This is a genomic window from Desulfonema magnum (assembly GCF_017377395.1).
In the GTDB taxonomy this organism is placed as follows: Bacteria; Desulfobacterota; Desulfobacteria; order Desulfobacterales; family 4be13; genus Desulfonema_C; species Desulfonema_C magnum.
This window is the reverse complement of sequence record NZ_CP061800.1, coordinates 6,257,089-6,282,984: the sequence shown is the minus strand read 5'-3', so window position 1 is coordinate 6,282,984 and position 25,896 is coordinate 6,257,089. Positions and strand designations below refer to the sequence as shown.

The 25,896-nt window shown below is 46.1% G+C and carries 19 protein-coding genes; 16 read left to right on the top strand and 3 right to left on the bottom strand.

Going from position 1 to position 25,896, the window contains the following annotated elements:
* The first annotated feature begins 257 nt into the window (after window positions 1–257).
* The 9 genes from dnm_RS23900 (at window position 258) to dnm_RS23860 (ending at window position 11,445) form a co-directional block, all read left to right on the top strand.
* Window positions 258–461 carry a type II toxin-antitoxin system HicB family antitoxin gene (locus tag dnm_RS23900; RefSeq protein WP_207679401.1) on the top strand — a complete coding sequence of 68 codons (204 nt, stop codon included), beginning with the start codon at window positions 258–260 and terminating at the stop codon, window positions 459–461.
* Between the two features lie 7 nt (window positions 462–468).
* Window positions 469–756: a hypothetical protein gene (locus dnm_RS23895; protein WP_246556070.1), complete on the top strand. Its 288-nt coding sequence runs from the start codon at window positions 469–471 to the stop codon at window positions 754–756.
* Window positions 757–764: 8 nt separating this feature from the next.
* The gene (locus tag dnm_RS23890) at window positions 765–1,019 is read left to right on the top strand and encodes a hypothetical protein (protein WP_207679400.1); all 255 of its coding nucleotides are present in this window, start codon (window positions 765–767) and stop codon (window positions 1,017–1,019) included.
* 13 nt (window positions 1,020–1,032) lie between these two features.
* Window positions 1,033–1,392: a pentapeptide repeat-containing protein gene (locus tag dnm_RS23885; RefSeq protein ID WP_207679399.1), complete on the top strand. Its 360-nt coding sequence runs from the start codon at window positions 1,033–1,035 to the stop codon at window positions 1,390–1,392.
* A 147-nt stretch (window positions 1,393–1,539) separates the two neighbouring features.
* Window positions 1,540–2,124, top strand: a complete 585-nt coding sequence (locus dnm_RS23880) for a ComF family protein (protein WP_207679398.1) — start codon at window positions 1,540–1,542, stop codon at window positions 2,122–2,124.
* Complete coding sequence (locus dnm_RS23875) at window positions 2,124–2,717, top strand: hypothetical protein (RefSeq protein ID WP_207679397.1); 594 nt, start codon at window positions 2,124–2,126, stop codon at window positions 2,715–2,717. The genes dnm_RS23880 and dnm_RS23875 overlap by 1 nt, the downstream gene beginning before the upstream one ends.
* A 529-nt stretch (window positions 2,718–3,246) precedes the next feature.
* Window positions 3,247–3,468, top strand: a complete 222-nt coding sequence (locus dnm_RS23870; RefSeq protein ID WP_207679396.1) for a hypothetical protein — start codon at window positions 3,247–3,249, stop codon at window positions 3,466–3,468.
* On the top strand, window positions 3,458–3,676 hold the full coding sequence (locus tag dnm_RS23865; RefSeq protein ID WP_207679395.1) for a hypothetical protein: 219 nt from the start codon (window positions 3,458–3,460) through the stop codon (window positions 3,674–3,676). Before dnm_RS23870 ends, dnm_RS23865 begins: the two co-directional genes overlap by 11 nt.
* Before the next feature lie 872 nt (window positions 3,677–4,548).
* Complete coding sequence (locus dnm_RS23860) at window positions 4,549–11,445, top strand: MBG domain-containing protein (protein ID WP_207679394.1); 6,897 nt, start codon at window positions 4,549–4,551, stop codon at window positions 11,443–11,445.
* Between the two features lie 245 nt (window positions 11,446–11,690).
* Here the strand turns inward: dnm_RS23860 and dnm_RS23855 are convergent, their stop codons facing one another.
* The 3 genes from dnm_RS23855 to dnm_RS23845 form a co-directional block, all read right to left on the bottom strand.
* Window positions 11,691–13,160, bottom strand: coding sequence for a cadherin repeat domain-containing protein (locus dnm_RS23855; protein ID WP_207679393.1), 1,470 nt, complete (start codon window positions 13,158–13,160; stop codon window positions 11,691–11,693).
* 1,639 nt (window positions 13,161–14,799) lie between these two features.
* Window positions 14,800–16,095 carry a sodium:solute symporter family protein gene (locus tag dnm_RS23850; protein WP_207679392.1) on the bottom strand — a complete coding sequence of 432 codons (1,296 nt, stop codon included), beginning with the start codon at window positions 16,093–16,095 and terminating at the stop codon, window positions 14,800–14,802.
* A gap of 183 nt (window positions 16,096–16,278) precedes the next feature.
* Complete coding sequence (locus dnm_RS23845) at window positions 16,279–16,488, bottom strand: hypothetical protein (RefSeq protein WP_207679391.1); 210 nt, start codon at window positions 16,486–16,488, stop codon at window positions 16,279–16,281.
* 1,619 nt (window positions 16,489–18,107) lie between these two features.
* Between dnm_RS23845 and dnm_RS23840 the strand changes: the two genes are divergently transcribed.
* The 7 genes from dnm_RS23840 to dnm_RS23810 all read left to right on the top strand — a co-directional run bounded on the left by dnm_RS23840 (window position 18,108) and on the right by dnm_RS23810 (window position 25,740).
* On the top strand, window positions 18,108–18,806 hold the full coding sequence (locus dnm_RS23840; RefSeq protein ID WP_207679390.1) for a glycosyltransferase family 2 protein: 699 nt from the start codon (window positions 18,108–18,110) through the stop codon (window positions 18,804–18,806).
* A 202-nt stretch (window positions 18,807–19,008) separates the two neighbouring features.
* The gene (locus tag dnm_RS23835; RefSeq protein ID WP_207679389.1) at window positions 19,009–21,093 is read left to right on the top strand and encodes an acetate--CoA ligase family protein; all 2,085 of its coding nucleotides are present in this window, start codon (window positions 19,009–19,011) and stop codon (window positions 21,091–21,093) included.
* Between the two features lie 145 nt (window positions 21,094–21,238).
* Window positions 21,239–21,508, top strand: coding sequence for a hypothetical protein (locus dnm_RS23830; protein ID WP_207679388.1), 270 nt, complete (start codon window positions 21,239–21,241; stop codon window positions 21,506–21,508).
* A complete protein-coding gene (locus tag dnm_RS23825) occupies window positions 21,505–21,849 on the top strand; it encodes a toxin-antitoxin system TumE family protein (protein ID WP_207679387.1) in 345 nt (114 codons plus the stop codon). Before dnm_RS23830 ends, dnm_RS23825 begins: the two co-directional genes overlap by 4 nt.
* Before the next feature lie 135 nt (window positions 21,850–21,984).
* A complete protein-coding gene (locus dnm_RS23820; protein WP_207679386.1) occupies window positions 21,985–22,764 on the top strand; it encodes a TIGR00266 family protein in 780 nt (259 codons plus the stop codon).
* 13 nt (window positions 22,765–22,777) lie between these two features.
* The gene (locus dnm_RS23815; RefSeq protein ID WP_207679385.1) at window positions 22,778–23,923 is read left to right on the top strand and encodes a M48 family metallopeptidase; all 1,146 of its coding nucleotides are present in this window, start codon (window positions 22,778–22,780) and stop codon (window positions 23,921–23,923) included.
* Window positions 23,924–24,048: 125 nt separating this feature from the next.
* Window positions 24,049–25,740 carry a hydantoinase/oxoprolinase family protein gene (locus dnm_RS23810; RefSeq protein ID WP_207679384.1) on the top strand — a complete coding sequence of 564 codons (1,692 nt, stop codon included), beginning with the start codon at window positions 24,049–24,051 and terminating at the stop codon, window positions 25,738–25,740.
* Window positions 25,741–25,896: the final 156 nt, after the last annotated feature.

Below are 25,896 nucleotides of genomic sequence, written 5' to 3'. Positions count from 1 at the left end.
AGTCATATCCGTTTCATCCTTTTTATCCGCTGTCATATTCACGGCCGGAGCCTCCCCAAAATCCTTTATAATCAGCAGTTTGGCAGGGAATAAGCATTCGGAGTGCCAAACTTGCAGTTTGGCAGGGAATAAGCATCCGGAGTGCCAAACTTGCAGTTTGGCAGAGCATCCCCTGTTTACGAGCCGTCCGATTTGTAAAGTCACGAGGCAGAGCCTGGGAATCAAAAAAATTTTAACTACTAAAACATTGGTGCGATATGAAATTAAAAATAATTTTTGAACCAAGCGAGGAAGGCGGTTATACAATATATGTTCCGAGCCTGCCCGGATGTATAAGTGAGGGGGATACCAAAGAGGAAGCTTTGTCCAATATCAGAGAGGCAATACAACTTTATCTGGAGCCGACAGAAGATGATATGGTTTACGCAGATAATAATGAGATCATGGAAATTGCTGTATGAGTTGTGAATGGTGGGTTCCGCTGCGCTCCACCCACCCTACGAAACTACAAAGTTCAAAATCATGCAGGTAAGAGAGATATTAAGCGAAATTCGCAACAGAGAAGTCATCGCAAAAGGTTCCTCGGTAAAGATCAGGAAAAGACTTGAGAAGCTTTACGGGCATGGCAACTGGAGAAAGATGAAGGGATGTGCAGAGGTTCGGCTTTCGGACGGTTCTGTCAGGCTGGCTGAAATTCATTGGTTCGAAGCTCACGGCATCGGAAAAAGAAACATTAAGGTAAAACATTATCTGTGAGAAGAATTATGATAAACCATGTTGACGGAAAATGGCTTGTTGTCTGCATTGACAATGAGGGAAACGAGGCATCCCTTGAACTGTGGAAGATTTATCAGTCACTGCGGGATGAGGACGCGGAGAGGCACAATGAAATCCGTGTGATTGATGAGGAGGGCGAGGACTATCTGTATCCGGCCGAGTGCTTTTCTCCTGTTTTTCTGGAAGCATCTGTCGCAAAAATGTTCATCATGCGGAATCCGGCAGACAGAGACATGACATAGCCACGAAATGATCGTGCCAAGAAGCATCCGGAGTGCCAAATTTGCAATTTGGCAGGGAATAAGCATCCGGAGTGCCAAACTTGCAGTTTGGCAGGGAATAAGCATCCGGAATGCCAAACTTGCAGTTTGGCAGGGAATGAGCATCCGGAGTGCCAAATTTGCAATTTGGCAGGGAATGAGCATCCGGAGTGCCAAATTTGCAATTTGGCAGGGAATGAGCATCCGGAGTGCCAAATTTGCAATTTGGCAGGGAATGAGCATCCGGAGTGCCAAATTTGCAATTTGGCAGGGAATGAGCATCCGGAGTGCCAAATTTGCAATTTGGCAGGGAATCCCCGGTTTGCGGGCTTTTCGCAACAGGAATTTTGTATAAAAAAAGGGATTGATAAGCATCTGCATGGATTAGGATAAGCAAGGGATGACGGGGGCCGGAACGCAATAATCCCTGCTTATCCCTAATCCATGTGGGTACTGAACTGACAAGCTTCATTGACTGATCAGCCTCTCAGACATATTAGAAATGAAGACAAAAATAATGAAAATTGCGGGGAACTGGGATATTGGATATGTTTTAGATTGGCATGTAAAACATAGTGAGTTTTTAGGGTATAATGAATTTGGGAAACCGGAGTTCGACACGACAAGAACTGAAATCGGTGAGGCAATTTTCCGGCTCAAATACAGGCAGGATCAGACGAGAATCGAGCCTCTTGCAGAAACAATGGTTGAAAATTTAAGGTCAGCATTTCAGACAGCATCATTTGTTGTTCCGATGCCTCCGTCAAAAAATCGTGCCAGTCAGCCAACTGTCGAGCTGGCAAGGAGAGTTTCAAAAAAAATGAATCTTCCTTTTTTTGAAAATATTTTGTTAAAAAAAGGAACAACACCTCAGATGAAAGATATACTCACTATAGAAGACAGGGTAAAGGCATTAATGGGGTGTTTTTGCATAAATGATGCGATAACAAACTGTGGTTTATGGGACGTTCTTGTAATTGATGACCTATATTCTTCCGGGGCATCTCTGTCGGCTGCAACCCGGGTTCTGAGAACTTACAATAAGGTCCGCAAAATTTTTGTGGCTGCATTTTCAAGGACTAAGTGATGAATAAAATATTCATATCAGGCTCACTCAGAATAAAAAAAATTGACAACAAGGTAAAACAACGAATTGATAATATAATAAATTCAGGCTTCCCCATTCTGCTTGGGGATGCGAACGGAGCAGATACATCTGTTCAGGAACTGGTTGATTCAAAAGGATATAAAAATGTAATAATTTATTGCAGCGGTAACTACGCCAGAAATAATATTGGCAGATGGAAGGTTGAAAAGATAAGGACTGATTACAAAAAAAATACAAGGCTTTTCTTTACTGCCAAAGATATTCAGATGGCGAAAGACTGTGATTACGGACTTATGGTATGGGATTCAAAAAGTACCGGAACGTTAAGTAATGTCTATGAATTGCTGAGTCAGAACAAAAAATCCCTGGTGTTTGTGAACAAACTGAAATCATTTATTAAGGTTGCTGATATTGCTGATTTTGAAAGATTAACTTCAGTTATGAGCAGCAGCGCCTTTGAAAAAGCAGATAAAAAAATTCAGTTAAGAAGAAAAATACAAGGGCTGAAATACAAACAAACAGATATGTTTGAGGCTGATCCGATACTTCGGCGGCTTCAAGAGGCTTATTGATCATGGGACTGTCATCAGAAAGGCAATACAACTTTATCTGGAGCCGACAGAAGAAGATATGGTTTACGCAGATAATAATGAGATCATGGAAATTGCTGTATGAGCAAAATACCAAGTCTGGGATATGACAAAATTGACGGGCCGTTCCCGCTCCCTTCGGCAGGCTGTTCCCGCTCCCTTCGACAAGCTCAGGGAGCGGGAACGGCCTGCCCTTCAGGGAGCGGGAACGGCCTGCCCTTCAGGGAGCGGGAACGGCCTGCCTTTCAGGGAGCGGGAACGGCCTGCCCTTCAGGGAGCGGGAACGGCCTGCCCTTCAGGGAGCGGGAACGGCCTGCCCTTCAGGGAGCGGGAACGACTTGCCCTTCAGGGAGCGGGAACGACTTGCCCTTCAGGGAGCGGGAACGACTTGCCCTGAGCCTGTCGAAGGGCAACCGGGCGCTCGGAAAAAAATGTAGGGTGGGTGGAGCGCAGCGGAACCCACCGGACAGATCTGCACGGATTAGTGATAAACAGGTTAAGGAATATACTTATGAACAACTATCATACAACCTATACAAATCAGCTTATTCAGGAAATAAACGCAACTCCCGGGGAATATCTTCCGACCCTCCTGAACATCGTGCGGAGTTTCCGTGAGAGTATAACGCTGAAACCCGCGGAGAGCAGTTTCCGGCAAGGCTGGGAGGAAGCCATGAGCGGCGAGGCAATGCCGGTTGACGAACTGTGGACAGGTATTGAAAATGACGGATGAGAAGATTTCTCCTGATGTGGAATTCACTCCCGAATTCAAACGCAATTTACGTTCGCTGGCAAAAAAATACCGTCATATCCGCTCGGATATTCAGCCAGTTATTGATCAGATTCAAAAGGGAGATTTTGTCGGAGATCAGATACCGAAAACAGTTGTGAATGGTGGGTTCCGCTTCGCTTCACCCACCCTACAGATCTGCACGGATTAGTGATAAGCAGGGATGATGTGAAAGCGCAACCCGATAATCCTTGCTTATCTCTAATCCATGTAGATGAAAGAAATCTACACGGATTAGTGATAAGCAGGGATTAGGTGCAGTCATCCTTGCTTATCTCTGATCCTTTGCTTATCTACATGGATTAGTGATAAGCAGGGATGATGTGAAAGCGCAACCCGATAATCCTTGCTTATCACTAATCCATGTAGATGAAAGAAATCTACACGGATTAGTGATAAGCAGGGATGATGTGAAAGCGCAACCCGATAATCCTTGCTTATCTCTAATCCATGTAGATGAAAGAAATCTACACGGATTAGTGATAAGCAGGGATTAGGTGCAGTCATCCTTGCTTATCTCTGATCCTTTGCTTATCTACATGGATTAGAGATAAGCAGGGATGATGTGAAAGCGCAACCCGATAATCCTTGCTTATCTCTAATCCATGTAGATGAAAGAAATCTACACGGATTAGTGATAAGCAGGGATGATGTGAAAGCGCAACCCGATAATCCTTGCTTATCTCTGATCCATGTAGATGAAAGAAATCTACATGGATTAGTGATAAGCAGGAATGATGTGAAAGCGCAACCCGATAATCCTTGCTTATCTCTGATCCTTTGCTTATCTACATGGATTAGTGATAAGCAGGGATGATGTGAAAGCGCAACCCGATAATCCTTGCTTATCTCTGATCCATGTAGATGAAAGAAATCTACACGGATTAGAGATAAGCAGGGATGATGTGAAAGCGCAACCCGATAATCCTTGCTTATCACTAATCCATGTAGATGAGAAAAGATGAGATGAGAAAAGATGAGATGAGAAGCAAGAAACTTGACAACCCAAAAAAGGAGACAAAAATGAAAGCAAAAATATTAGTAAACTTCATTGTTATTTTGATTTTAATGGTGTGTGGAATGAATTTTGTTAATCCAATGCAAGCCTATGCCTATAATGTTGAAAATACTAATGATAGCGGTTCGGGATCACTCCGTGATGGAATTGACAGTTCTGGAGATAGCATTATTAATATTACTGCTACCGGCACGATTAAGTTGGGTAGCCAGCTTACTATTGATAGAAGCCTCACCATTACCGGTCCAGGTGCAGACAGTCTCGCTATTGATGGTCAAAATTCGTCTCGTGTTTTCAATATTACTAGCGGCACTGTGGAAATCTCAAACTTGACGATTCAGAATGGTAACTATGCATCTGGTCCATATGGCGGCGGAATATGCAAGGGGGATAGTGGTACTTTAAATATCAAAAACTGTATCTTTAAGCAAAACAAATCTCAATACGGCGGTGGGATAATTAGCCGGAGCGGTACTACAAATATTATTAACTGCCTTTTCATCAACAACGAAGCTACTGTTATAGGAGGAGGTATTCGCAGTTATGGTGGAGAGGTGAACGCAATTAACTGTACATTCACGGGGAACATTAAAAAAGGGATAGCCAATAGAGATGGTGCTAGCACAACAGTAACAAACTGTATTTTTAATGGTGATGATAATAGCGAAATAGATGGTACAGTAACTATTACTTATAGCCTTGTTAAAACTGACAATAATAGTAATTTTACCGGAACTGGTAATAAATTTGGCGATCCAAAATTCGTTGGTGATTCAAATTTTGCTTTAGAATCTGATTCACCTGCCATTGATGCTGGTAATAACAACTCAATTTCGGTAAGTACTGATTTGGACGGCAACCCGCGGTTTGTTGATGTAGTCTCGAAAGATGATACAGGCATTGGCACTGCTCCTATTGTAGATATGGGAGCATATGAAAGACCCCCAGATGAGGGAGTTACTATTAGCACGACCAGTGTCAGCGTCACAGAGGGAAATACTACGGGGGAATCTTATACTGTCAAACTTAACACCACCCCGTCAGCTAAAGTGTATATCACCGTTAAGCCGGAGAACAAACAGATAAAAGTGAGTTCGGATGGCGTGACAGCTAATTCAGATGGTTCGATTACTCTTGAGTTTGAAAATCAGACAGCCAAAAGTATCACCGTCACCGCAGATGATGATGAAGACGTCGAAGGCGATCATGAGGTTAAGATTACTCACACGATTGACTCTGATAGTGCTGATGAATATACAAAGTCAAGTGTCAAGATATCTCCTAGTTCCAAAGTCGAGGTCAATATTACCGACAATGACAAATCTCTAATCTCTATTAGCAGCGATGATAGTGTTATGGAAGGAGATGATCTTGTTGGGAAGGATATCAAATTTAAAGTGACTCTTTCAAAGGCAAATCCCAAAACAGTTACAGTTTATTACAAAATTTCTGGTGTAACAGCAGACGAGGGAACTGACTATAAGGTTGAAAACCCTTATGATTATACTGGTGATGAGTTGACCTTCGCTCCAGATGATCTTACCAAAAATATTATTGTGAAAATTATAGGAGATGAGGTAAGTGAACCTAATGAAAAGTTTTCTGTCAAATTATTAGATAAGCCTTTAGTCGGCAGTGAAACCGACTCGAATATGGCTGATATTGACGCTGATAATAAAGAGAAAACTTTCACAATTACTAATGACGACGATCCCGGCGTTACTATTTCTACTGACACCGTTAATGTCACAGAAGGCAGTGAAACCACTTATACTGTGAAGCTCAATACCTTCCCTACTGATGATGTTAAAATTAATCTTTCCATAGACGACCCGTTTAATCTAATTCAGCTAATAAACGAGGCTGGTGATGACATCATCACCACTTCTTCTCCTCTTATTTTTAAAACTTCTAACGGAAAGACCCCTCAGAAAGTTAAAGTTGTTGCAAGCCATGATAAGGTAGCTACAAACTATTCCCCTGTTAAGATTACTCACACTATTGAGACTAATGCTGAAGCATATATAAATGCCAGCTTTTCACCTAATTCCGAAGTTACTGTCAACATTGCCGACATCGATGCCGAACCTCAGAGCATCACCTTTGACCTGGGAACAAGAACTTATGGCGACCCCGCTTTTACAGGCGCAACCGCCCCGGGGGGGACTGTCAAACTTATCACTTCATCAAATCCCTCTGTTGCCACAGTGAACAAGTCCAACTCCACAGTCAGAATTGTGGGCGTTGGTACGACGCAAATATGCGGCGAAGTGCCTAAAAGCGTTAAATATTTGGCTGCTAGCGGCTGCGGAACATTAACCGTAAACAAGAAAACCCTGACAGTAACAGCAGATGACAAAACAAGACCTTATAACACAGATAACCCGCAGTTTACCATGTCATATAGCGGCTGGGTCGGATCGGATAACGTCAGCGTTCTTGACACCCCGCCCACACTCAGTTGTTCAGCCACAAAAACCAGTAATGCAGGAACCTACCCCATTGTCATAGGCGGAGGGGCAGACGACCATTACACATTTAATTACATCAACAGCGAACTGGAAATAACCCAACTTGATCAGACCATCACATCTTATGATCCCCTGCCCGCCCTTGTCAATCACGGGGATAACATCCCCCTGAACGCCCAGGCCAGCTCCGGCTTATCCGTCATCTTCACCAGTAAAACCCCTGAAGTTGCCTTAATAAGCCGAAACAAAGTAAACCCCACAGGCTATGGTGACGCAGTCATCTGCGCCACACAGCCCGGAAACACCAATTACAATGAAGCTCCCGAACTCTGCCAAACCATCACCATAAATGCGCCGCCAGTCATTAGCGAAGGCAGTGCAGTCACCGTAAACATGGACGAAGACAGCGATCCCAGATCCTTCAGCCTGAGCCTGAACGCCACAGACCAGGACGGCGACAACAGCAGGATCCGATGGAAAATCAGCAAATCGCCAAGTCACGGAACCGCATCTGCGAGCGGAAGCGGCTCCGACAAAGGCATTGGCTATTCTCCGGCCGCAAACTGGTCTGGCACAGACAGTTTTCAAGTGCAGGCATATGACACCAGAGGCGGAACTGACATCATCACAGTGACCGTAAAAGTGGCAGCCCAGAATGATGCGCCTGTATTACACAGCCATTTATCGCCCGAACTCACAGCCATTGACGAAGACATTGATCCGACCCTCAACCCGGGCAATACCGTGGCAGAAATACTCGCACAAGATTCCATTGAAGACGTGGACGGCACCCCCAGACAGGCCATCGCGGTCATAGCCGTGGACAACACCAACGGTGTATGGCAGTATTCCACGGACAGCGCCACCCAGTGGAGCGACTTCAGCGACATCCGAGGAGATAACATTACACTTGAGGAAGCCCGTGTTCTGGAAAGCAGTCACAAAATAAGATTTTTGCCCAACCCGGATTATCCCTATGGAGATTACAACGGCAATGCCGCATTCACGTTCCGGGCATGGGACATGACGGAAGGCACCGCAGGCAGCACCATCAAAATCACCGGAATCGGCGGCATGACACCATTCAGTTCTGCCCAGGACCAAGCCAACATCACCGTGAATCCCCTTGACGATGCGCCCAGGGTGGTCAGCCCCATACTTGACATCACCGTGCTTGAAGATGCAAGAGACACGGTCATAGATTTGGGAGATGTGTTTACCGACATAGACAACAATGACCTCCTGATCGTGGAAACCATAGAGACCATTGAAGAATCAAACGTAGGCCCTCTCCAGGATTCCCCCCTGCTTGACCTCAGCATCGTCGGAGACATCCTCACCATTGCTTATGAATCCCATCAGTACGGCCAAGCCGCGGTAACGATTCTCGCCACATCCGCGGAAAAGACCGTGAAAGACCAATTTAACATCACCGTGCATTCTGAAACCGATCCGCCGGCCATCCCCATTCATCAGTTCCCGGTACTCACCTCCATAGAGGAAAACAACACGAACAGCCCCGGGGACACCGTGGGAGACATGGTCAGCGGCCTCTTTGTCACAAAGAACGGATATACCTACAACGAATGTACCGCAGATGACGGCATCTGTGTCGAATCTGAAGGATTTATCACAGACCCGGACATCCCCAACACCGAGGCGGTCATTGCCATAGCCGTCATCGGCGTGAACAACACCATGGGGACCTGGCAGTACTCCCTTGACAACGGCGGCACCTGGAATGATTTCACATCAGTCACGGGCCGGTTTGTCAACACAGATGAAGAAGCCCGTGTTCTTACAGAAAGCCACAAAGTCCGGTTTGTGCCCAACCCCAATTATTACGGCGGATCCTCATTCACGTTCCGGGCATGGGACATGACCGACGGGACCACACCCGGAGCTGTTGCGGACGTGACAGCATATGGCGGCACCAGCGCATTCAGCGCGGTATCTGATTACGCGCAAATTGAAGTGACACCCGTGGATAATCCGCCCACAGTATTCAGGCCCATGGATGATGTTTTCGTGAACATGAATGCGGGAAACCGCACCATCAACCTGGCAGATGTGTTTACAGACATAGACAATAATCCCGCAACCATCACCAAACAATTGGAAGAAAATACAAACTGGAACCTTGTGACCCCTTTTGTTGACAAAAACACCTTAACCCTGGATTTTCAACAAGATAAAGTCGGACAAGCCGTCATAACCATCCGGGGGCAATCCAACGGCAAAACCGTGACAGACAGCTTTACCGTGACCGTGAGCGATAACCAGGAACAGCCGCTGCCTGCGCCCGGAGATCAGCACCTCACGCCCATCCCCGAAGATTCTTTCAGCAATCACGGGGACACCGTGGCAGACATATTTGAAAACGTTGCTGACGAGAACGGGAACCTGATCACCGCCATTGCCGTGACAAGCGTGAACAATGAATTTGGCATTTGGCAGTATGCGCTTGAAAATTTTGAATGGAAAAATTTTACCTCAAAAACCGGCGGATTTATAGACCTGGAAAATGAAACCCGTGTGCTTGACAGCAGCGCCCGGATTCGGTTCGTGCCGGACACGGATTATAATGGGGAGTCTGTATTCAGATTTCAGGCCTATGATCTGAGCAACGGCGGATTCCCGGGCCAGACCCTGATTTCCGGCAGAAGAGACACCATCCCGGTTCCTGATAACAGGGGAATCATAAAAGTCAGGCCCGTGGATGATCCGCCCACAGTTGACAATCCCATAGAAAATATAATGGTGACAGCGCCTGTGACCGGCAGAACCATCAATCTCTCAAACGTATTCACAGATGTTGATGTTGACAATGATGACAGGGACATTATCAAAGCCGTGGAATCCAACACCAATCCGTCCCTTGTCACGGCCCTCATTGACAGAAACACCCTGACCCTGAATATGTATGACAGCCAGCGCGGAAACGCGGTGATAAGGGTCAGAGGGACATCCAACGGAAAAACCGTGAGTGACGAATTTGTGGTCATGATCAATGAGGCGCCGGTGCTGGATGCGGATCACTCTCCCCTGCTGACTGACATCAGCGAGGACGAGACAGAGAATGACGGTGACAGTGTGGGGGATATCCTCGCGGACAACAGTATCACAGACGCGGACGGGTCCCCTCGGAAAGCCATGGCCGTCACAGAGGTGGACAACACCAACGGAGCCTGGCAATATTCCCTGGATCACGGCGAAACCTGGCATGATTTTAGTTTGCTCACCGAGATTGCGGATCTGGAAGACAACGCGGTATTGCTTGAAGAGACCAACAGAATCCGTTTTGTGCCGGATACTGATTATCACGGTGTCACGACATTTACGTTCCGAGCCTGGGACCAGAACATGGGATCCCCCGGGAAAAGGGAAAACACCTCTGAAAACGGCGGTGCATCGCCATTCAGCGAACATACAAATATCGCCACCCTTTTCGTAAGCTCAGTGGATGATCCGCCCATCGTGGCCCGACCCATCGCGGATGTGCTGATGAATTATGAGACCTCAGGCAAAAAAATTGACCTGTCCGATGTGTTCACAGATGCGGACAATGATGATGATGAAATTCTGAAAACAGTGACAGGCAATGATAATTCCTCGCTGGTGTACGCGAGAGTTGTGGATGAGAATATATTAACCCTGTCTTTTCTGAAAGATCAGGCAGGCGATGCGCTCGTCACCATCACCGGAACATCCAACGGAAAAAGCGTCAGCGATGAATTCATGGTGGGGTTAAACTGGTCCAATTACGCGCCCATTCTGGATCCGACCCAGGACCCCAAACTGAATGACATCATCAGAAATCCCGCGGTAAATCCGGGAACCTGTGTTGCAGATATTGTTGTTCACGGGTCTGTTGCTGACATTGATACGGAATCGCCTGTAAACGCCATTGCGGTCATTGCCGCGGACAACACTTATGGCGTGTGGCAGTATTCCCTTGATAATGGCGACACCTGGAATGACTTTGCCTTTGTAAGCGGCATGTCTGCGGATATGGAAACCCAAGCCCGTCTGCTGGACGGAACCCTGACCGACGCGGATACCCATAAGATACGATTTGTGCCGGATGAAGATTTTACCGGTCTTTCAACAGTTACATTCCGGGCTTATGATAAGACCAGCGGCACGCCAGGTGAAACCGCGGATGCCAGCATCAATGGCGGTAAGACAGCTTTCAGTTCTGCTTATGATGATGCTGTGATTATGGTGAATTCCTGCGTTGCCGGTGAAACTCTTCCGGGAGATGTGGATGACAGCGGAACCATTGATCTCTTGGACGCCATCATCATTTTAAAGACCCTGGTGGGAAAAAATGCAGGCAGTATTTGTATTTACGCAGATGTCAATGGTGACGGGCGCATCGGGACAGATGAAGCGGTTTATGTCCTGAGGCAGCTGGGTTCGGATTTTTGAAACTTGAAATTTGAAATTTGAAACTTGCTGATTATTAGACCCTGTAAGAGCGGCATATTTGTAGCATTTGCCGGCCCGGCTTGATGAATGCTACAAATAAGTACCTAACCATAAGTTTTTAATATCTGCCCGGAAAAGAAACCCGGGTTTTTTTGCCGGAATGATGCTTCTCCGACAAAGGAAAAAGCCGGGTTTCTCCGCCGCTCACAGAAAAAAAGATGTATAAAAAATTTTTGATCAGGTACTTATCTGCCCGGAAAAGAAACCCGGGTTTTTTTGCCGGAATGATGCTTCTCCGACAGAGGAAAAAGCCGGGTTTCTCCGCCGCTCACAGAAAAAAAGATGTATAAAAAATTTTTGATCAGGTACTTATATTCGTTTTTATTTTCATAATTGAAAGCCTTTGTTGTCTTTAAGACATTGCCTTCGATGCTGAAAGCGTCGTTGTCAACCCAGCCTCCGTGCGCATGAACCACCCGGTGATATGTATGAGTGTCACCGATGTCAGGGTCATCGGTGCTGAGGGCACCAACAACAAAGCCGGGAGGTTCGTTTTCCGGAACGCCGGTGCCGAACCTTTTCAGGTGTATTTCCGTAGGAGCCTCATTCACATCATTTATAAGGATGACAAACTGCTTCTCGAAGTAAAGACCGTCACTGTCAGTGGTTCGTAAACGGATATTGTAAGTGTTCCTCGCCTCATAATTAAAAATTTCCATTGCTATGAGGATGGCGCTGCCGTCATCGCTGAAATCAATACCGAAAAAGTCATTGTCAATATCGCCCTCCCCGGTAGCCAGGGCATAAATATGACTGTCACCAGTGTCAGAATCAGCCGTGCCGAGGGTTCCCACTTCTGTTCCCACTGGCCTGTTTTCGTTTATGCTGTCATTGTCAAGGCTGATGTCGGTGGGAGGATCATTGGCATTGACCACGCCGACAGCAAACTGCTTTTCAAAGGCGGCACCATGACTGTCAGCAACCCGGACACGGATACTGTGGCTGCTTTTCGTTTCATAGTCAAAGACTTCCCAGGTTACAAGGGTGCTGCCGAAAATGCTGAAAAGATCGCTGCCGGAGACCAGCGTGTAAGTGTGAGTGTCCCCGGAATCCGGATCACTCGCGGCAAGGTTCCCGACAACAGTGCCGACAGGCCGGTTTTCAGGCACACTGTCACTGCTCAGAGTGATGTCGGCGGGCGGTCTGTTGCCCTTTAACACGCTGACAGCAAACTGCTTTTCAAAACTGTGTCCTTCGCTGTCAGTGACGCGCACACGGATACTGTAGCTGTTCTTAGTGTCATACTCAAAGATCTGAGCAGTTTTTAAGGTAGTGCCGGCAATGGTGAAAGCGCTGTTGTCCCCGGAGCCCGGAACGAGCTGGTAAGTGTGGCTGTCCCCGGTATCAGGATCAGTCACGCTCAAACTGCCGACAACAGTGCCGGCGGGCTGGTTTTCCTGTACTTCTGTATTGGTCAGAGAGATACCGGACGGCGGTTCGTTCACATTGATCACGCTGATGGTGAACTGTTTCTCAAACGGACTTCCGTCCTTGTCAGTGGCGCAGACGCGAATGCTGTAACTGTTCTGAGTTTCATAGTCAAAGCTTTCCGCAGTTACGAGAGTGTCGTGGGAAATAGCAAAAGAGGCATCGCTGGAAACCAGGGTGTAAGTGTAGGTTCCCTCTATGCCGGGATACAGCTTCTGCCAGGGCATCCTGCATATCTGTGAACGCGTCCGCCCACGAACTGCCGTCCTCGCGGCCCCCGGCACCCGCATCCACACAGATAACAACAGCCTGTGCCGGGGAAACAAAACCGCTCCCGCACAATATGGCTATCATAACGGTCAGACTGACAAGCATTCTCTTCCTCATTTTTTCCTCCTTTTAAATTTAATGGTTACAATAATATATTGACATAAGACCTTCGAGGTTTTTCACGGGCTTTGCAGCGAGGTTTTTTCTGATTATAACGGATTTAGGAGATGCCTGTGAACGTAAACGTAAACTTAATCGCTGAACTGAACCTGATCTGAACGTGAACCCGGGCATGCTGTGTAAATGAATGTTCACCTCCGGGCTTATGTCCTGAATTGCTTCAGATTCAGCGACCTTCTCTAAATCCATCTCAATCAGCAAAAATTTTTTGATCGGGTATTTAACCCAACTTGCCATCTATTAGAAAAATGGATAACTCATTGTTTTTAATAATACAGCTTTGAATTTAAAGAACAATACCGTTTACTCTCTGAGAGTAAAATATCCTGCAATATTTTTCATATATTTTTTGCTTCAGATTCTTTATTTAAAATGATTTTTAAAATAATAAGTCATTATAAAAGTAAAATATTACATGAGAAGAAAGAGCAAATGCTCTCGTGTGCAATTTTTTTATATTGCTGTTTTTTTTAAAACGTTACATTGTTCAATAGGTAGCAAGTTGGGTTAGTTATTACAGAAAAATAAAATAGATGTCAATTGCAAAACTACCTGCTCTTATTAAGAAAATACCTAGAAAAATCTAAGAAAATACTTAGAAAATCAATACCGTTCGGCACGATTTTTGCATACATTTGTAACTAACTGAATTCATATATCCGGAAAACTGAAATCCCGAAATGTCCGCCGGGCGTTTTTCGGAAACAATTTCTCCAAAATGCGGAAATGCCGGGCATTTCCGTCCGGCTATGCAAAAATCATGCCGAACGATATTGTTAGAAAATCTAAGAAAATACTTAGAACGTATCTTAAAAGTCCCTGCAAAGCCTCTGACAGCGAGGGTTTATAAAAAATGGTGATTTTTAATGTTATTAAATTGTTTCGAAGTGTTGTCGTGATCACTGAGAGGGCTTGAAAAATACACCTTCTTAGAAAAATTTGAGAATAAATCACGCAGTCGGTGGTGTTCTAAAACTGGACTTGATCCGATATTTGCTAAATTGATTCAATGCCTTAAAAAAATTAAGTCCAGTTTTAGAACACTACCCAAAAAAACTGAAAAAAGAATACCCTAACTGGCATCGCCTCACAAAAAAAGAAAAGAGGGCTATCGCCCGGGAAGTCTTGGATGAAGTGGTTCAGAGGTATGATTTTAAACAGAATCTGAGCTTTACAATGCCTAAACTATTGGGTATCGAAAATTAGCTGCCCACAGCCGGAATAATGACGCAAGCATTTCGGGAAACGCCCTGAACCGCTCCGGGCGAGCATTTCGGGAATGCCCTGAACCGCTCCCGGGGGATTGACAAATCCGCCGGAAAGGCCCGGAATTTGTCAATTCCGGGCGAGCATTTCGGGAAACGCCCTGAACCGCTCCGGGCAAGCATTTCCGGGTACTTTCCATCTACTGATAATTTAAGCGACATTAAACAAAATATATATCGGAGGAATCATATAGAGAAAAAAATGCAATAGTTTTGAATTCTTATAGCTTTTCATAAAACTCAGCACCCACAGCCCGGCAAAAATGGATGAACCTCTCAGACCCATTGACATATAGCTCCATTTCAGAATGGTTGAGTCAAGCCCTGAAAATACGATACATGAAGAAAGAAAAAGAATAAAAAGGCCGCATAATCTCAGAAGCATCAGCGCGCTTATTTTATCGGAAATCAGGCTGATCTTGCTGATAAAATCCGTATAAATATTGGTTGTCACACCTAAAACAAGTCCTGTGCCTGTTCCCAGAACAATGAGCAGAATTCCCGCGGAAAAAAAAGCTGAGATCAGCGGCGGAAATGTATGATTCAGAAAAAAGGGAAAAGCCTGGGCACTGTTTGCAGCAACTTCCGGAAAATACGCCCGCAGATACAGCCCGATAATGATTCCCAGGATACCGATAGGCGGTATGATAACCGCGCTGAGAAACGCGCCGTTTCTGGCTTCTTTTACATCTTTTGCCGAAAAAATAGCCTGCAAATAAATCTGTGTGGACAAAACTCCCACGAGCATGGAGGTCATATCAAGCACAGCCGTTTTTGTACCATATGAGAACAGACTGAGCATGTTTTTGTCTTGCGGCAGACGGCTTAATATTTCAGAAATTCCTCCCCCTTTATATAATGATACCATTGCTGAAATAAACATGATGATATAAAGCATGTAGAATTTGATTTTACCCACAGTGCCAGCGCCGGCAATTCCGCCTGAAACCACAAATACTGCGATTAAAGCCATTGTTATAAAAACGGAAGTTGTATAGGAGAATGCAAAAACAGACTGAAGTATTGCCATTGCCGCGAGAAACTGGCCCACGATATGTATAAACATGCCTGTGGAATTGAAAGCACTGCTGTAATATCTGAAGTTTTTCCCAAAGTAGTTTCCGAGATATTCCGACACCGTCACAACGCCCTCTTCCCTCAGGGCTTTGGCAAAAAAACATCCCAGGAGAAAACAGGATATTCCGCTCCCGAGAGTGAAAATCCATGCGGAAAGCCCGTGAGTATATGCGGTCTGAACTGTACCTATGGTTGAAACACCTCCCACCAATGTGCCGATGATGACCCAGGAAACCCCGGCAGAATTCAGGGAACGATTGGCAAGGGAAAAGTCAGAACCTGTTTTTACTTTTCCTGAACTCTTAACAGCAAGTAGGGAAATAAAAAAAAATGAAACAATAAATACAACGAGATAGAGAAAACTCTGCAAAAAATCCTCCTTTGTTAAAAGTGATTAAGTATTTATTCTCAGCAGATCGAAAAGTTTCCGGAGGGTGTGCGGGACTGCAAAAAAACCCGGCTTTTTTTCTCGGGACGGGGCGATCTCCCCGGCCGGAAAAACCCGGGTTTCTCCCCTGTCCGCCCTGTGACAGTCTGAAAATTTTTCGATCTGCTAATTCTGAATTTTGTTTATGGCAATACATTGTCCGACAACCAAACAAAAAAGGAGTGCCAAACTTCCAGTTTGGCAAGGCGTGTCTCTGACAAGCATATCTGGCAACAGGGAGTGCCAGACTTGTGGTCTGGCAAGGCGTGTTTCAGATGGAGGAATCCGGGAATATCGCCAAACCGTAAGTTGGGCACTCCGGATGTCTGGCTGCATTTTTCCGATTAATTTCTTACCGATGATTTCCGGTTGAATAACATAACAGGGTACAGATTTCAATACTTCCCTGAAAAAAATTGATATTCTTTTCTTTATATGATATCTCACAAGCAGTAGATTGAAAAGTTTCCGGGCTGTCACAAAGCGGGCACGACAGACGGGGGAGAAACCCATATGCATCAGGCTAAGAATGCGGGACGGCTGCCGGACGGGGTTTGCAACCCCGTCCGAAACGTTTACGGGCGGCGATCCGGAAAATATTCCGGACGGGGTTGCAAACCCCGTCCTGCAAAGACTGCCGGACGGGGTTTGCAACCCCGTCCGAAACGTTTGTTTTCGGGGGTTGGAAAATATTTCGGACGGGGTTGCAAACCCCGTCCGGCAGATCACAGGTTAATAAAAACAATGAGTTACGATCTTAGCCTGATGCATATGGGTTGCAAACCCCGTCCGGCAAAAGGGCTGTCACAGAGCGGGCACGACAGACGGGGGAGAAACCCGGCTTTTTCGGGCCGGGGAGGGTCCCCGTCCGGGAAAAAAGCCGGGTTTCTTTGCAGTCCCGCGCACGGTCCGGAAACTTTTCGATCTGCTGACAGGCTGTGATTCGGATCAGTTACAACGGGGCCTGCTCAATGTTCGGTGTATAACAGGCATATCCCGGATATGACCAGGTTTCCAACAGCAAAATTTAATTAAACATTCATGAAAAAAAGCCGGGATTTTCAGCCCCGGAGATGAAAAAAGACCTGCTTAAAAAACCCGGGTTCTCACAGTCTTCAACATAATGTCTGTCAGTTATATTTTCATGGTAAGGGTACAAAAAAAGATAGACATTTATACCCGAACTGACTTAAAAACCTGTGTGCAAGATCAGATTTTATCTGCGGCCCGGGTATGTTGCAAAAACGATATTTATGCGACCAAAGGAACTGTTTGCAAAGGTAAAACTGTTTCTTAATTTTATCAGATAATTAACAAGGGATCGGACAGCTTTCCTCGTTTCCGCGCTTTTCTTCCTCGTTCCCGTGATTTGCCTGGGAATGCCTTCGGGACGCGAAGCGTCCGGGCTGCATTCCCACGCAAAGTGTGGGAACGAGATCAACGAGAAAAAAAAGAGCCTGATGACATTCAGTAGATCGAAAAGTTTTCGGGCCGTCGCGGGACAGACACGGCGAACGGGGGAGAAACCCCATATGCACCAGGCTAAGACTGCCGGACGGGGTTTGCAACCCCGTCCGAAACGTTTGTTTTCGGGGGTCGGAAAATATTCCGGACGGGGTTGCAAACCCCGTCCGGCAAAATCAGAGTTAATAAAAACAGTAGGTTGTAATCTTAGCCTGATGCATATGGGGAGAAACCCGGCTTTTTCCGGCGGGGGGGAGTCTTCTGTCCGGGAAAAAAAGCCTGGTTTCTCTGCCATGCCGCACACAATCCGGAAACTTTTCGATCTACTGACATTCGGTGATTTTTTGCATTCCCACGCAAAGCGTGGGAACGAGATCAACGAGACCAACGAGAGCAAAATGTGGGCATAAGACCATCGTTAATGATTTTAATAAATTAAGACTTCCGAAATTTTGGAAACGTCGGAAGCCTCATAACCAGGAAAAAATTTTATGCATCCGTTTACGTTAATTCTACCGGCATACAATGAAGAAAAAATACTGAGAGCAAATGTGGAGAAACTGACAGCGTATCTGACTCCCATATGTTCGGATTATGAAATTATTGTTGTCAGCAATGGTTCTGATGATTCAACAGATAAAATTGGGACAGCTTTGCAGGAACAGTGGCTTCACGTGAAGTTTTTCAGTCTCCCGAAAAGGGGCGTGGGCCGGGCCTTCAAAAAAGGAATCTCCCACGCGCGGTACGACCGTATCGTTTTTATGGATGCGGATTTGTCTTCGGACCTTTCTTTTATTAAAGAATCAAATCAGCTTCTGGACAAATATGTTCTGGTTCTGGGGGCAAAAATAAAGGGACTGCAAAACCGGGGCTTCATGCGAAAGATGGGCAGTTGTGTGTTTTTTCTGTCCGTTCTGATGGTGATGGGCTTAAAATATGTGGATTATGCGCCCGGGGCAAAAGCGTATCAGAAAAATTTTCTGATGAAATATTTTGAATATATAGACGATTACACAAGCTTTGTTCTGAATCTGACGTTCATTGCCACGGTTAAGAAAGAAGCGATCATCGAAATTCCGATTCTGTGTGAGGACCTCAGGAAAAGCCGGTTTAATTTATATAAGGAAGCAATTAGTAAATACCGGGGGCTTTTTACCCTCAAACTTAAACAACTGCTTGGAAAATTATAAAAAAATTGCAATGTGCCTTGATAATCCCATGACCAAAATTTGTATGGCGTAATTGGTAAAGTTCTGCTATATAAAAAAGTGTCAGGTGGTAGGTATTAGGTGGTAGGTGGTAATATGCTAAAATAAAATTTTAGCACTCCTTTTCAGCAGAACCCGGCAACCCGCCTGAATATCAAATTTCAAATTTAAGGAGAGAATACATATGGACTTTTTTTTCAAACCAAGAGGCATTGCCATCATTGGTGCCACTTCCAATTCGCTTAAAGGAGGCTATTCCATACTCAGGAATCTTATGAATGGCTTTAAAGGCGGGATTTATCCGGTCAACCCCCGTTATACTGAAATCGAGGGGATGACGTGTTATCCCTCTGTTCAGAAAGTTCCTGATCCGGTGGATCTTGCCATTGTTTTTGTTCCGGCAGCCAGGGTCCCCCAGCTGATCCGGGAGTGTGCAAAACGCGGAATTCCGGGTGTGATGATCGAATCAGGAGGGTTCGCTGAAACCGGAGAGCAGGGAATTGCGCTTCAGGAAACCTTAAAGCAGATTGCCAAAGAAACAGGGATACGCCTGTGGGGTCCCAATTGCATGGGCCTGGTTGACGCGGTTCACAGATATATTTTTTCCTTTGTTTCTCAGAGTATCTGGGATGAGAGATTTGTCGCCGGAGATATTTCCCTGATCGTTCAGAGCGGTATGTTGTCGGGCGTTTTTCTCATTGACGCCATGACCCACGGAACAATGGATGTGAGCAAAGTCTGTTCCATTGGTAATAAGGCAGATGTGGATGAATGTGATATTCTGGAATATCTGATCGGGGACCCTGACACAAAAGTGGTGGGACTTTATCTTGAGTCAATTCCGGACGGACGGCGATTTATGGAGATATGCCGGCGTTCTCAGAAGCCGATTGTGATTCTTAAAGGCGGGAAAAGTCCCAAAGGGGCGGAGGCTGCCATGAGCCATACTGCCAGTCTTGCCGGAAACGGAGCTGTGATCAGCGGCGCCATGAAACAGGTGGGCGTGACAGAGGCAGACGATTTCAAACAAATGCTTGATATATGCCGATCTCTGGCCATGTTCCCCAAACTGTCGCCGCAAAGCAGCGGCCGTGTTGCCGTGATTACCTACAGCGGAGGGGCAGGAATCGTTTCTTCAGATTTCATAGACGCACTGGGGCTTGAACTGGCGGATCTGTCTCAGACCACACGGGATGCCATGAAAACTGTGTTTCCCGAATGGATGCCGGTATCCAATCCTGTTGATTTGTGGCCCGCGGTGGAAAGCAACGGGGCAGACAAGGCTTACATAACCGCTGTCAGGGCTGCCTGCGCTGACCCCAATGTGGATGCCATTTTTCTCCATATCTTTGTGGGAGGATTTTCGCTTACCCCTGATATGGAATCTGTTGCAGAGGAAGTCAGAACTTCGGGAAAACCCATGTTTTGTTTCCTGATGGGAAACGCCGAGGAAGCCCGTGAAGTTCACATCCGCACTCAGCGGCTTGGAATACCTGTGTTTCGGGAATTATATCGGGCAGCAGAGTGTATCCGTGCGGTATTTTCATACAAAAAAGCTATTGAGCGCAGAAAGCCTGCTGTTGCTTCACCGTCTCCAGTTTCCATATCTGACAAATTTTGCAAGATATTGGGAACAGAAAAGGGCAGCCTTGACGAACACCTCTCAAAGCAAATCCTCGGAGCCTGTGACATTCCGGTAGTGGAAGAAAAGATCATTTCGTCTGCGGAAGAGGCGCAGATGACAGCGCTGGGTTACGGATTTCCCGTGGTCATGAAGGGACTTTCCCCGGGGGAAGTACACAAGAGCGACCTGGGCTTGGTTCGTCTGGGAATTACCACTGTGAACGAAGCTAAATCAGGCTTTGAAGCCCTGGAAAGAGCAATGGAGGGAAAAGGAAACATACTGATTCAGAGACAGATACAGGGCGGATTGGAACTCATCGCAGGACTGGTAAAAGATCCTCAGTTCGGTCCCTGTGTCATGTGCGGGCTTGGCGGCATACTGGCCGAAGCCATCGGAGATGTCGTGTTTGCAGCAGCACCTCTGAGCCAATCCGAGGCCCTTGATCTGATAGGCAGATTAAGAACTCAGAAACTCCTGAACGGTTTCCGAGGCTTCCCTCCGCTGGACAGAAAAGCACTGGCTCAGATTCTGGTACGTCTCGGAGAATTGGGATGCGCGTATCCCCGAATTCAGGAGATAGATATTAATCCGTTAATTGTGAGCAAAGGCAGACCCGTGGCAGTGGACGCCTCAATAATTCTCTGACATATATGAAAGTGAGAAGTGAGAAATGGGAAGCGGGAAGTGAGAATTTCTGATTTCACGTTCATACTTCTGTTAAAATGTCAGCGCATCACGAAGACACTGTTTTTTGTATCATACGGCATGGAAGATAAGCATGGAAAGTATTATGAACTTACATGACATTTTATCAGATATTCATGCACTGGAGGAGGATATCCTGTTTTTTGAACGCAAATACGGTATCCGCTCGGAAACTTTTTACTCCGCTTATGCCGGCGGTGAGGAGCCGGAGGACGAAAGCTGGATGTTGGACTTCGGCGAATGGGCAAGCGTGTACAGAACATGGCTTGCTCGTCAGGCTGACTATCGTAACGGAATTCAGAAAATTCAAAAACAGTCATTGAGCCTGGAAGGACTGATACGGGTGACCGCATGAAAAATCCGCTACGAACCCCTGAAGACTACGAGTTATTTTTATATACGCTCGCGGAAAATTTTCCATCAGTACGTCGCTCCGCCATAACCTTTGTGCGAAGGGGAGCATCCCTTGCACGGGTGGCAGGAGAACTGTTTTTTGACAATGTTTGGAAGGGTGAGGAGAATTTGTGCTGGTATGATTCTCAGTCGCATCCGGATGATCCGGATTTGCAAGATACAGATCCGCATCATAAACATGTTCCTCCGGATATCAAGCATCACCGTATCCCCGCACCGGAGATGAGTTTTTCCAGACCCAATATTACGGTGCTTATCCGGGAGATTGAATCTTTAACATAGTCCCGGACATCTGAGAGTATCCCGGCCCGAGCTAAGATCAGATATTTTCGGAAACCGGATTACCCACAATTTGTTCAGTCCCTCAGGAATAACTGATAACTGACAACTGACAAAAGAGTATCGGAGGACAGGATTATGGCAGATATGTTTGCAGACTACAAGAAAGATTCGGCCGGAAAAAAAGAAAAACAGGCCGATATTCCGAATACCCGGCCGGAGCCGGGGCTGACAAGTGACCGTAATTTTGAATACCTGCATCGGGGGGCTTTTACAATGCTTAAAGTGAATCTCAGGGCAGGTGAGCGCATCAAAGCCGAATCCGACGCTATGGTGGCCATGAGCGCAAATGTCAGCGTCGAAGGTAAGCTTGAGGGCGGCGTTCTCGGGGGACTGGGACGAATGCTTTCAGGAGAGAAGTTTTTCTTTCAGACATTAAAGGCTCAGGGCGGACCCGGGGAGGTTTATCTGTCTCCGGCCATTCCCGGTGATATTATGGATATCGAAATGGATGGTAATACGTCGTATATCCTTCAGAAAGACGGTTTTTTCGCGGGGTCCGAGGACCTGACAATATCCACCTCAATGCAGAATCTTGCCAAAGGACTGTTCTCAGGCGAAGGTTTTTTTATAATCAAAGCCAGCGGCAGAGGAACATTGTTCGTCAGTTCTTACGGCGCAATTCATCCTCTGGATCTTTCCGCAGGAGAAGAAATCGTTGTTGATAACTGTCACCTTGTGGCATGGCCAGAAACCATGGATTACACCATCGAAAAAGCCTCTGCCGGCTGGATTTCGTCCTTTACTTCAGGCGAGGGGCTTGTGTGCCGTTTCCGAGGTCCGGGCCGGGTGCTGATTCAGACCCGGAACCCCAGGGGATTTGGGTCGTGGGTGAGACAATTTATGCCAGCCAGATAAAGGACCGCGGATAATGAATCCGAGAGATCAGAACAAGCAGTATGACGGCGGAGTGTTTTGCAAAGCATTCAGCAAAGGTAAAGCGTTTGGAAAAATGACGGTTACGAGTCATTCTCTGGGCTTTCAAACGCAAGATTTCGAGACAACGCTTCCCTTGCAGGGTCTTGTCATAAAAGCCGGCGGTGCCGGTGGCAGGTCCCTCTTTTTTACGCATGCCTCGGTTCCGGACAGGACGCTCCACACAGGAGATCATTCCATACTGAATGACATGAACCTGATGTCTTATCCCGGAGCGGCCCGACAGATCAGGCAGATTCATAGCGCCAAAAAACGATCCGAAGTCGTCCTCATTGTGTTTGTGGTTTTTTGCCTGGCATGTATTTACGGTCTTTTTCAGCTGAAAGAACCGCTGGTAACTGCCACTGCAAAACGCGTACCTGTGACATGGGAACAGAAAATCGGCGATCTTACACTTTCTCAGCTGAAAGCAGGGAAACATTTTATCAAAGATCCGGAAGTTCTTGATATGTTCAAACAACTCACCGTCCCCCTTTTAAGTCAGATTCCTGATAATCGCCATATCTTTACGGTTCATATTCTGGAGGACCCGGCAATCAATGCGTTTGCGCTGCCCGGAGGTCATATTGTGGTTCATACCGGCCTGCTTTTATTCGCAAAATCACCTGAAGAAGTGGTCGGCGTTCTTGCCCACGAAGCAGCGCATGTGACCTTGCAGCATGGTTTAAGACAGCTTATCAGTTCCGCGGGTATTTATGCGCTGGCTCAGGCGTTTTTCGGTAATGCCGAGGGCCTGCTGGCTGTTATTGCTGACAACGGGACATTTCTGCTCACTCAGAAATATTCCCGTGATTATGAGCGGGAAGCAGATGATAAGGGATGGTCCTATCTTGTCAATGCCAATATCAGTCCCCGGGGCATGATCGGCTTTTTTAACAGCTTGTTGGAAAAACAGAAAAAAGATGCGAGCAAAACCTTTATGAGTGTTGATAACACCTTGAATTTCCTAAGCACTCATCCTACGACTAAAGAACGAATTGAACATTTGCAGGAAAAATGGAAAAAACTTGACCAGGAATCAGAATTTATGTGTTTTAACCTGAATTTCCAAATATTCCAAAATGCAATAACAGAGAAGTGAGAAATTGTTGGTTGTCAGTCATCAGCCGACAACTGACAACTAAAAACCGACAACTTAAAATTGACAACTTAAAATTGACAACTTAAAACTGACAACTGACAACCGTTCATTATTAGGAGTATGCCATGATAATCGGACTCGATGTAGGCGGAACCCATACGGATGTGGTTCTTTTTGGAGAAAACGGGCTTGTGAGGGAAAACAAGGTTCTCACTGATTCATCAGACCTGTTTAACACGGTTCTGACAGGGCTTGAAGAAATTACACAAGGTATTGAACCCGAAAAGATAAAACGGATCGTTCTCAGCACCACACTGACCACAAACGCGATTGTTCAGAAAAAAAATCCCGAAGTGGGAATGATTGTTTCCGGGGGCCCGGGAATTGATCCTGAATTTTTTCGCACCAATGAACATTATTACGCAGTTTCCGGTTCCATAGACCACAGGGGCCGGGAAGTGGATCCCATTGATGAAAACGAAATACTGAAGATCGCTGACGTTCTGAAAAAAGAGGGGATTCGCAACATCGGAATTGTGGGCAAATTTTCAGTGCGAAACCCGCGGCATGAATTAAAAATTCATGATATTCTGAAAGATTCCTTTGGAAAAATTTTTATGGGGCACCAGATTTCAGGCAACCTGAATTTTCCCCGCCGTATTGCAACGACTTTTCTGAACACAACAATCCGCCCCATACACAAGAAATTTTTTGAAGCTGTTAAAAAGTCTCTTGAAAAAAAAGGGCTTTCAGTGCCCATCCATATTCTGAAAGCTGACGGCGGAACCATGAGCATTGAAGCGTCCATTAATTTCCCGGGTCAGAGCATTCTTTCGGGACCTGCGTCGAGTGTCATGGGGGCCATTGCCTTTGCCTCTGAGGAAGAGGAAACTGTGGTTCTGGATATCGGAGGAACCACCACAGATATTGCGGTTCTTATCAATCGTGTTCCGCTTCTGGAGCCGCTGGGGATCACCCTGGGGCCTTATAAAACGCTGATTCGGTCTTTGGAAACCTGTTCCATAGGTGTCGGGGGAGACAGTGTGGTGAGAGCAAAGGACGGCACCGTGGAAATCGGACCGGATCGTATTGGCCCGGCAATGGCTTACGGCGGCACCGTTCCCACGCCCACAGATGCCCTGGTTGTTTTGGGAAAAATAAAGAGCGGCGACAAAGCGAACTCCGTAAAAGGTATTGAAGCTCTTGCCAAGTCACTCGGAACATCTCCTGAAGAGACGGCTGCGGAAATTCTCGATCTGGCCTGTAAGAAAATATTGGCGGAAGTCCGGAATACGGTAAACCGAATTAACAAGAAACCGGTTTATACCATTCACGAACTCCGGGAAGGATATCAGGTCAGTCCCAAACAAATCCTTATTATCGGGGGACCTGCTCCCTATTTTGCCAGGCGTCTTGAAGAGCTTTCCAATTTGAAGGTCGGGGTCGTTCCCAGATGGAATGTGGCAAACGCTCTGGGAGCCGCTCTTGCGAGAACCACCTGCGAAGTCACCTTGTTTGCGGATACTGAACAAAAAATTGCCGCTGCCCCCGAGGAACAATTCCGCGAAATGGTATCTGCAAATTTTTCAAAAGAAAATGCTGTGAAAAAGGCTTATGATCTGCTTACACAAAAAGCCCTTCAGATGGGTGCGGAAAGCAGCAGTGATCTTGAAACAGAGGTCATAGAAGACATGGAATTCAACATGGTCCGGGGGTTTTCCACAACTGGAAAAAATATCCGGGTAAAAGTACAAGTGAAGCCGGGACTGATTTATGAAAACGAAGAAGTCGCTGAAAAACTTTTGGCAGGGATGTGATTTGTGATTTGTGATTTGCGATTTGTGATTTGTGATTTGCGATTTGTGATTTGTGATTTGTGATTTGTGATTTGTGATTTGTGATTTGCGATTTGTGATTTGCGATTTGCGATTTGTGATTTGTGATTTGCGATTTGTGATTTGCGATTTGTGATT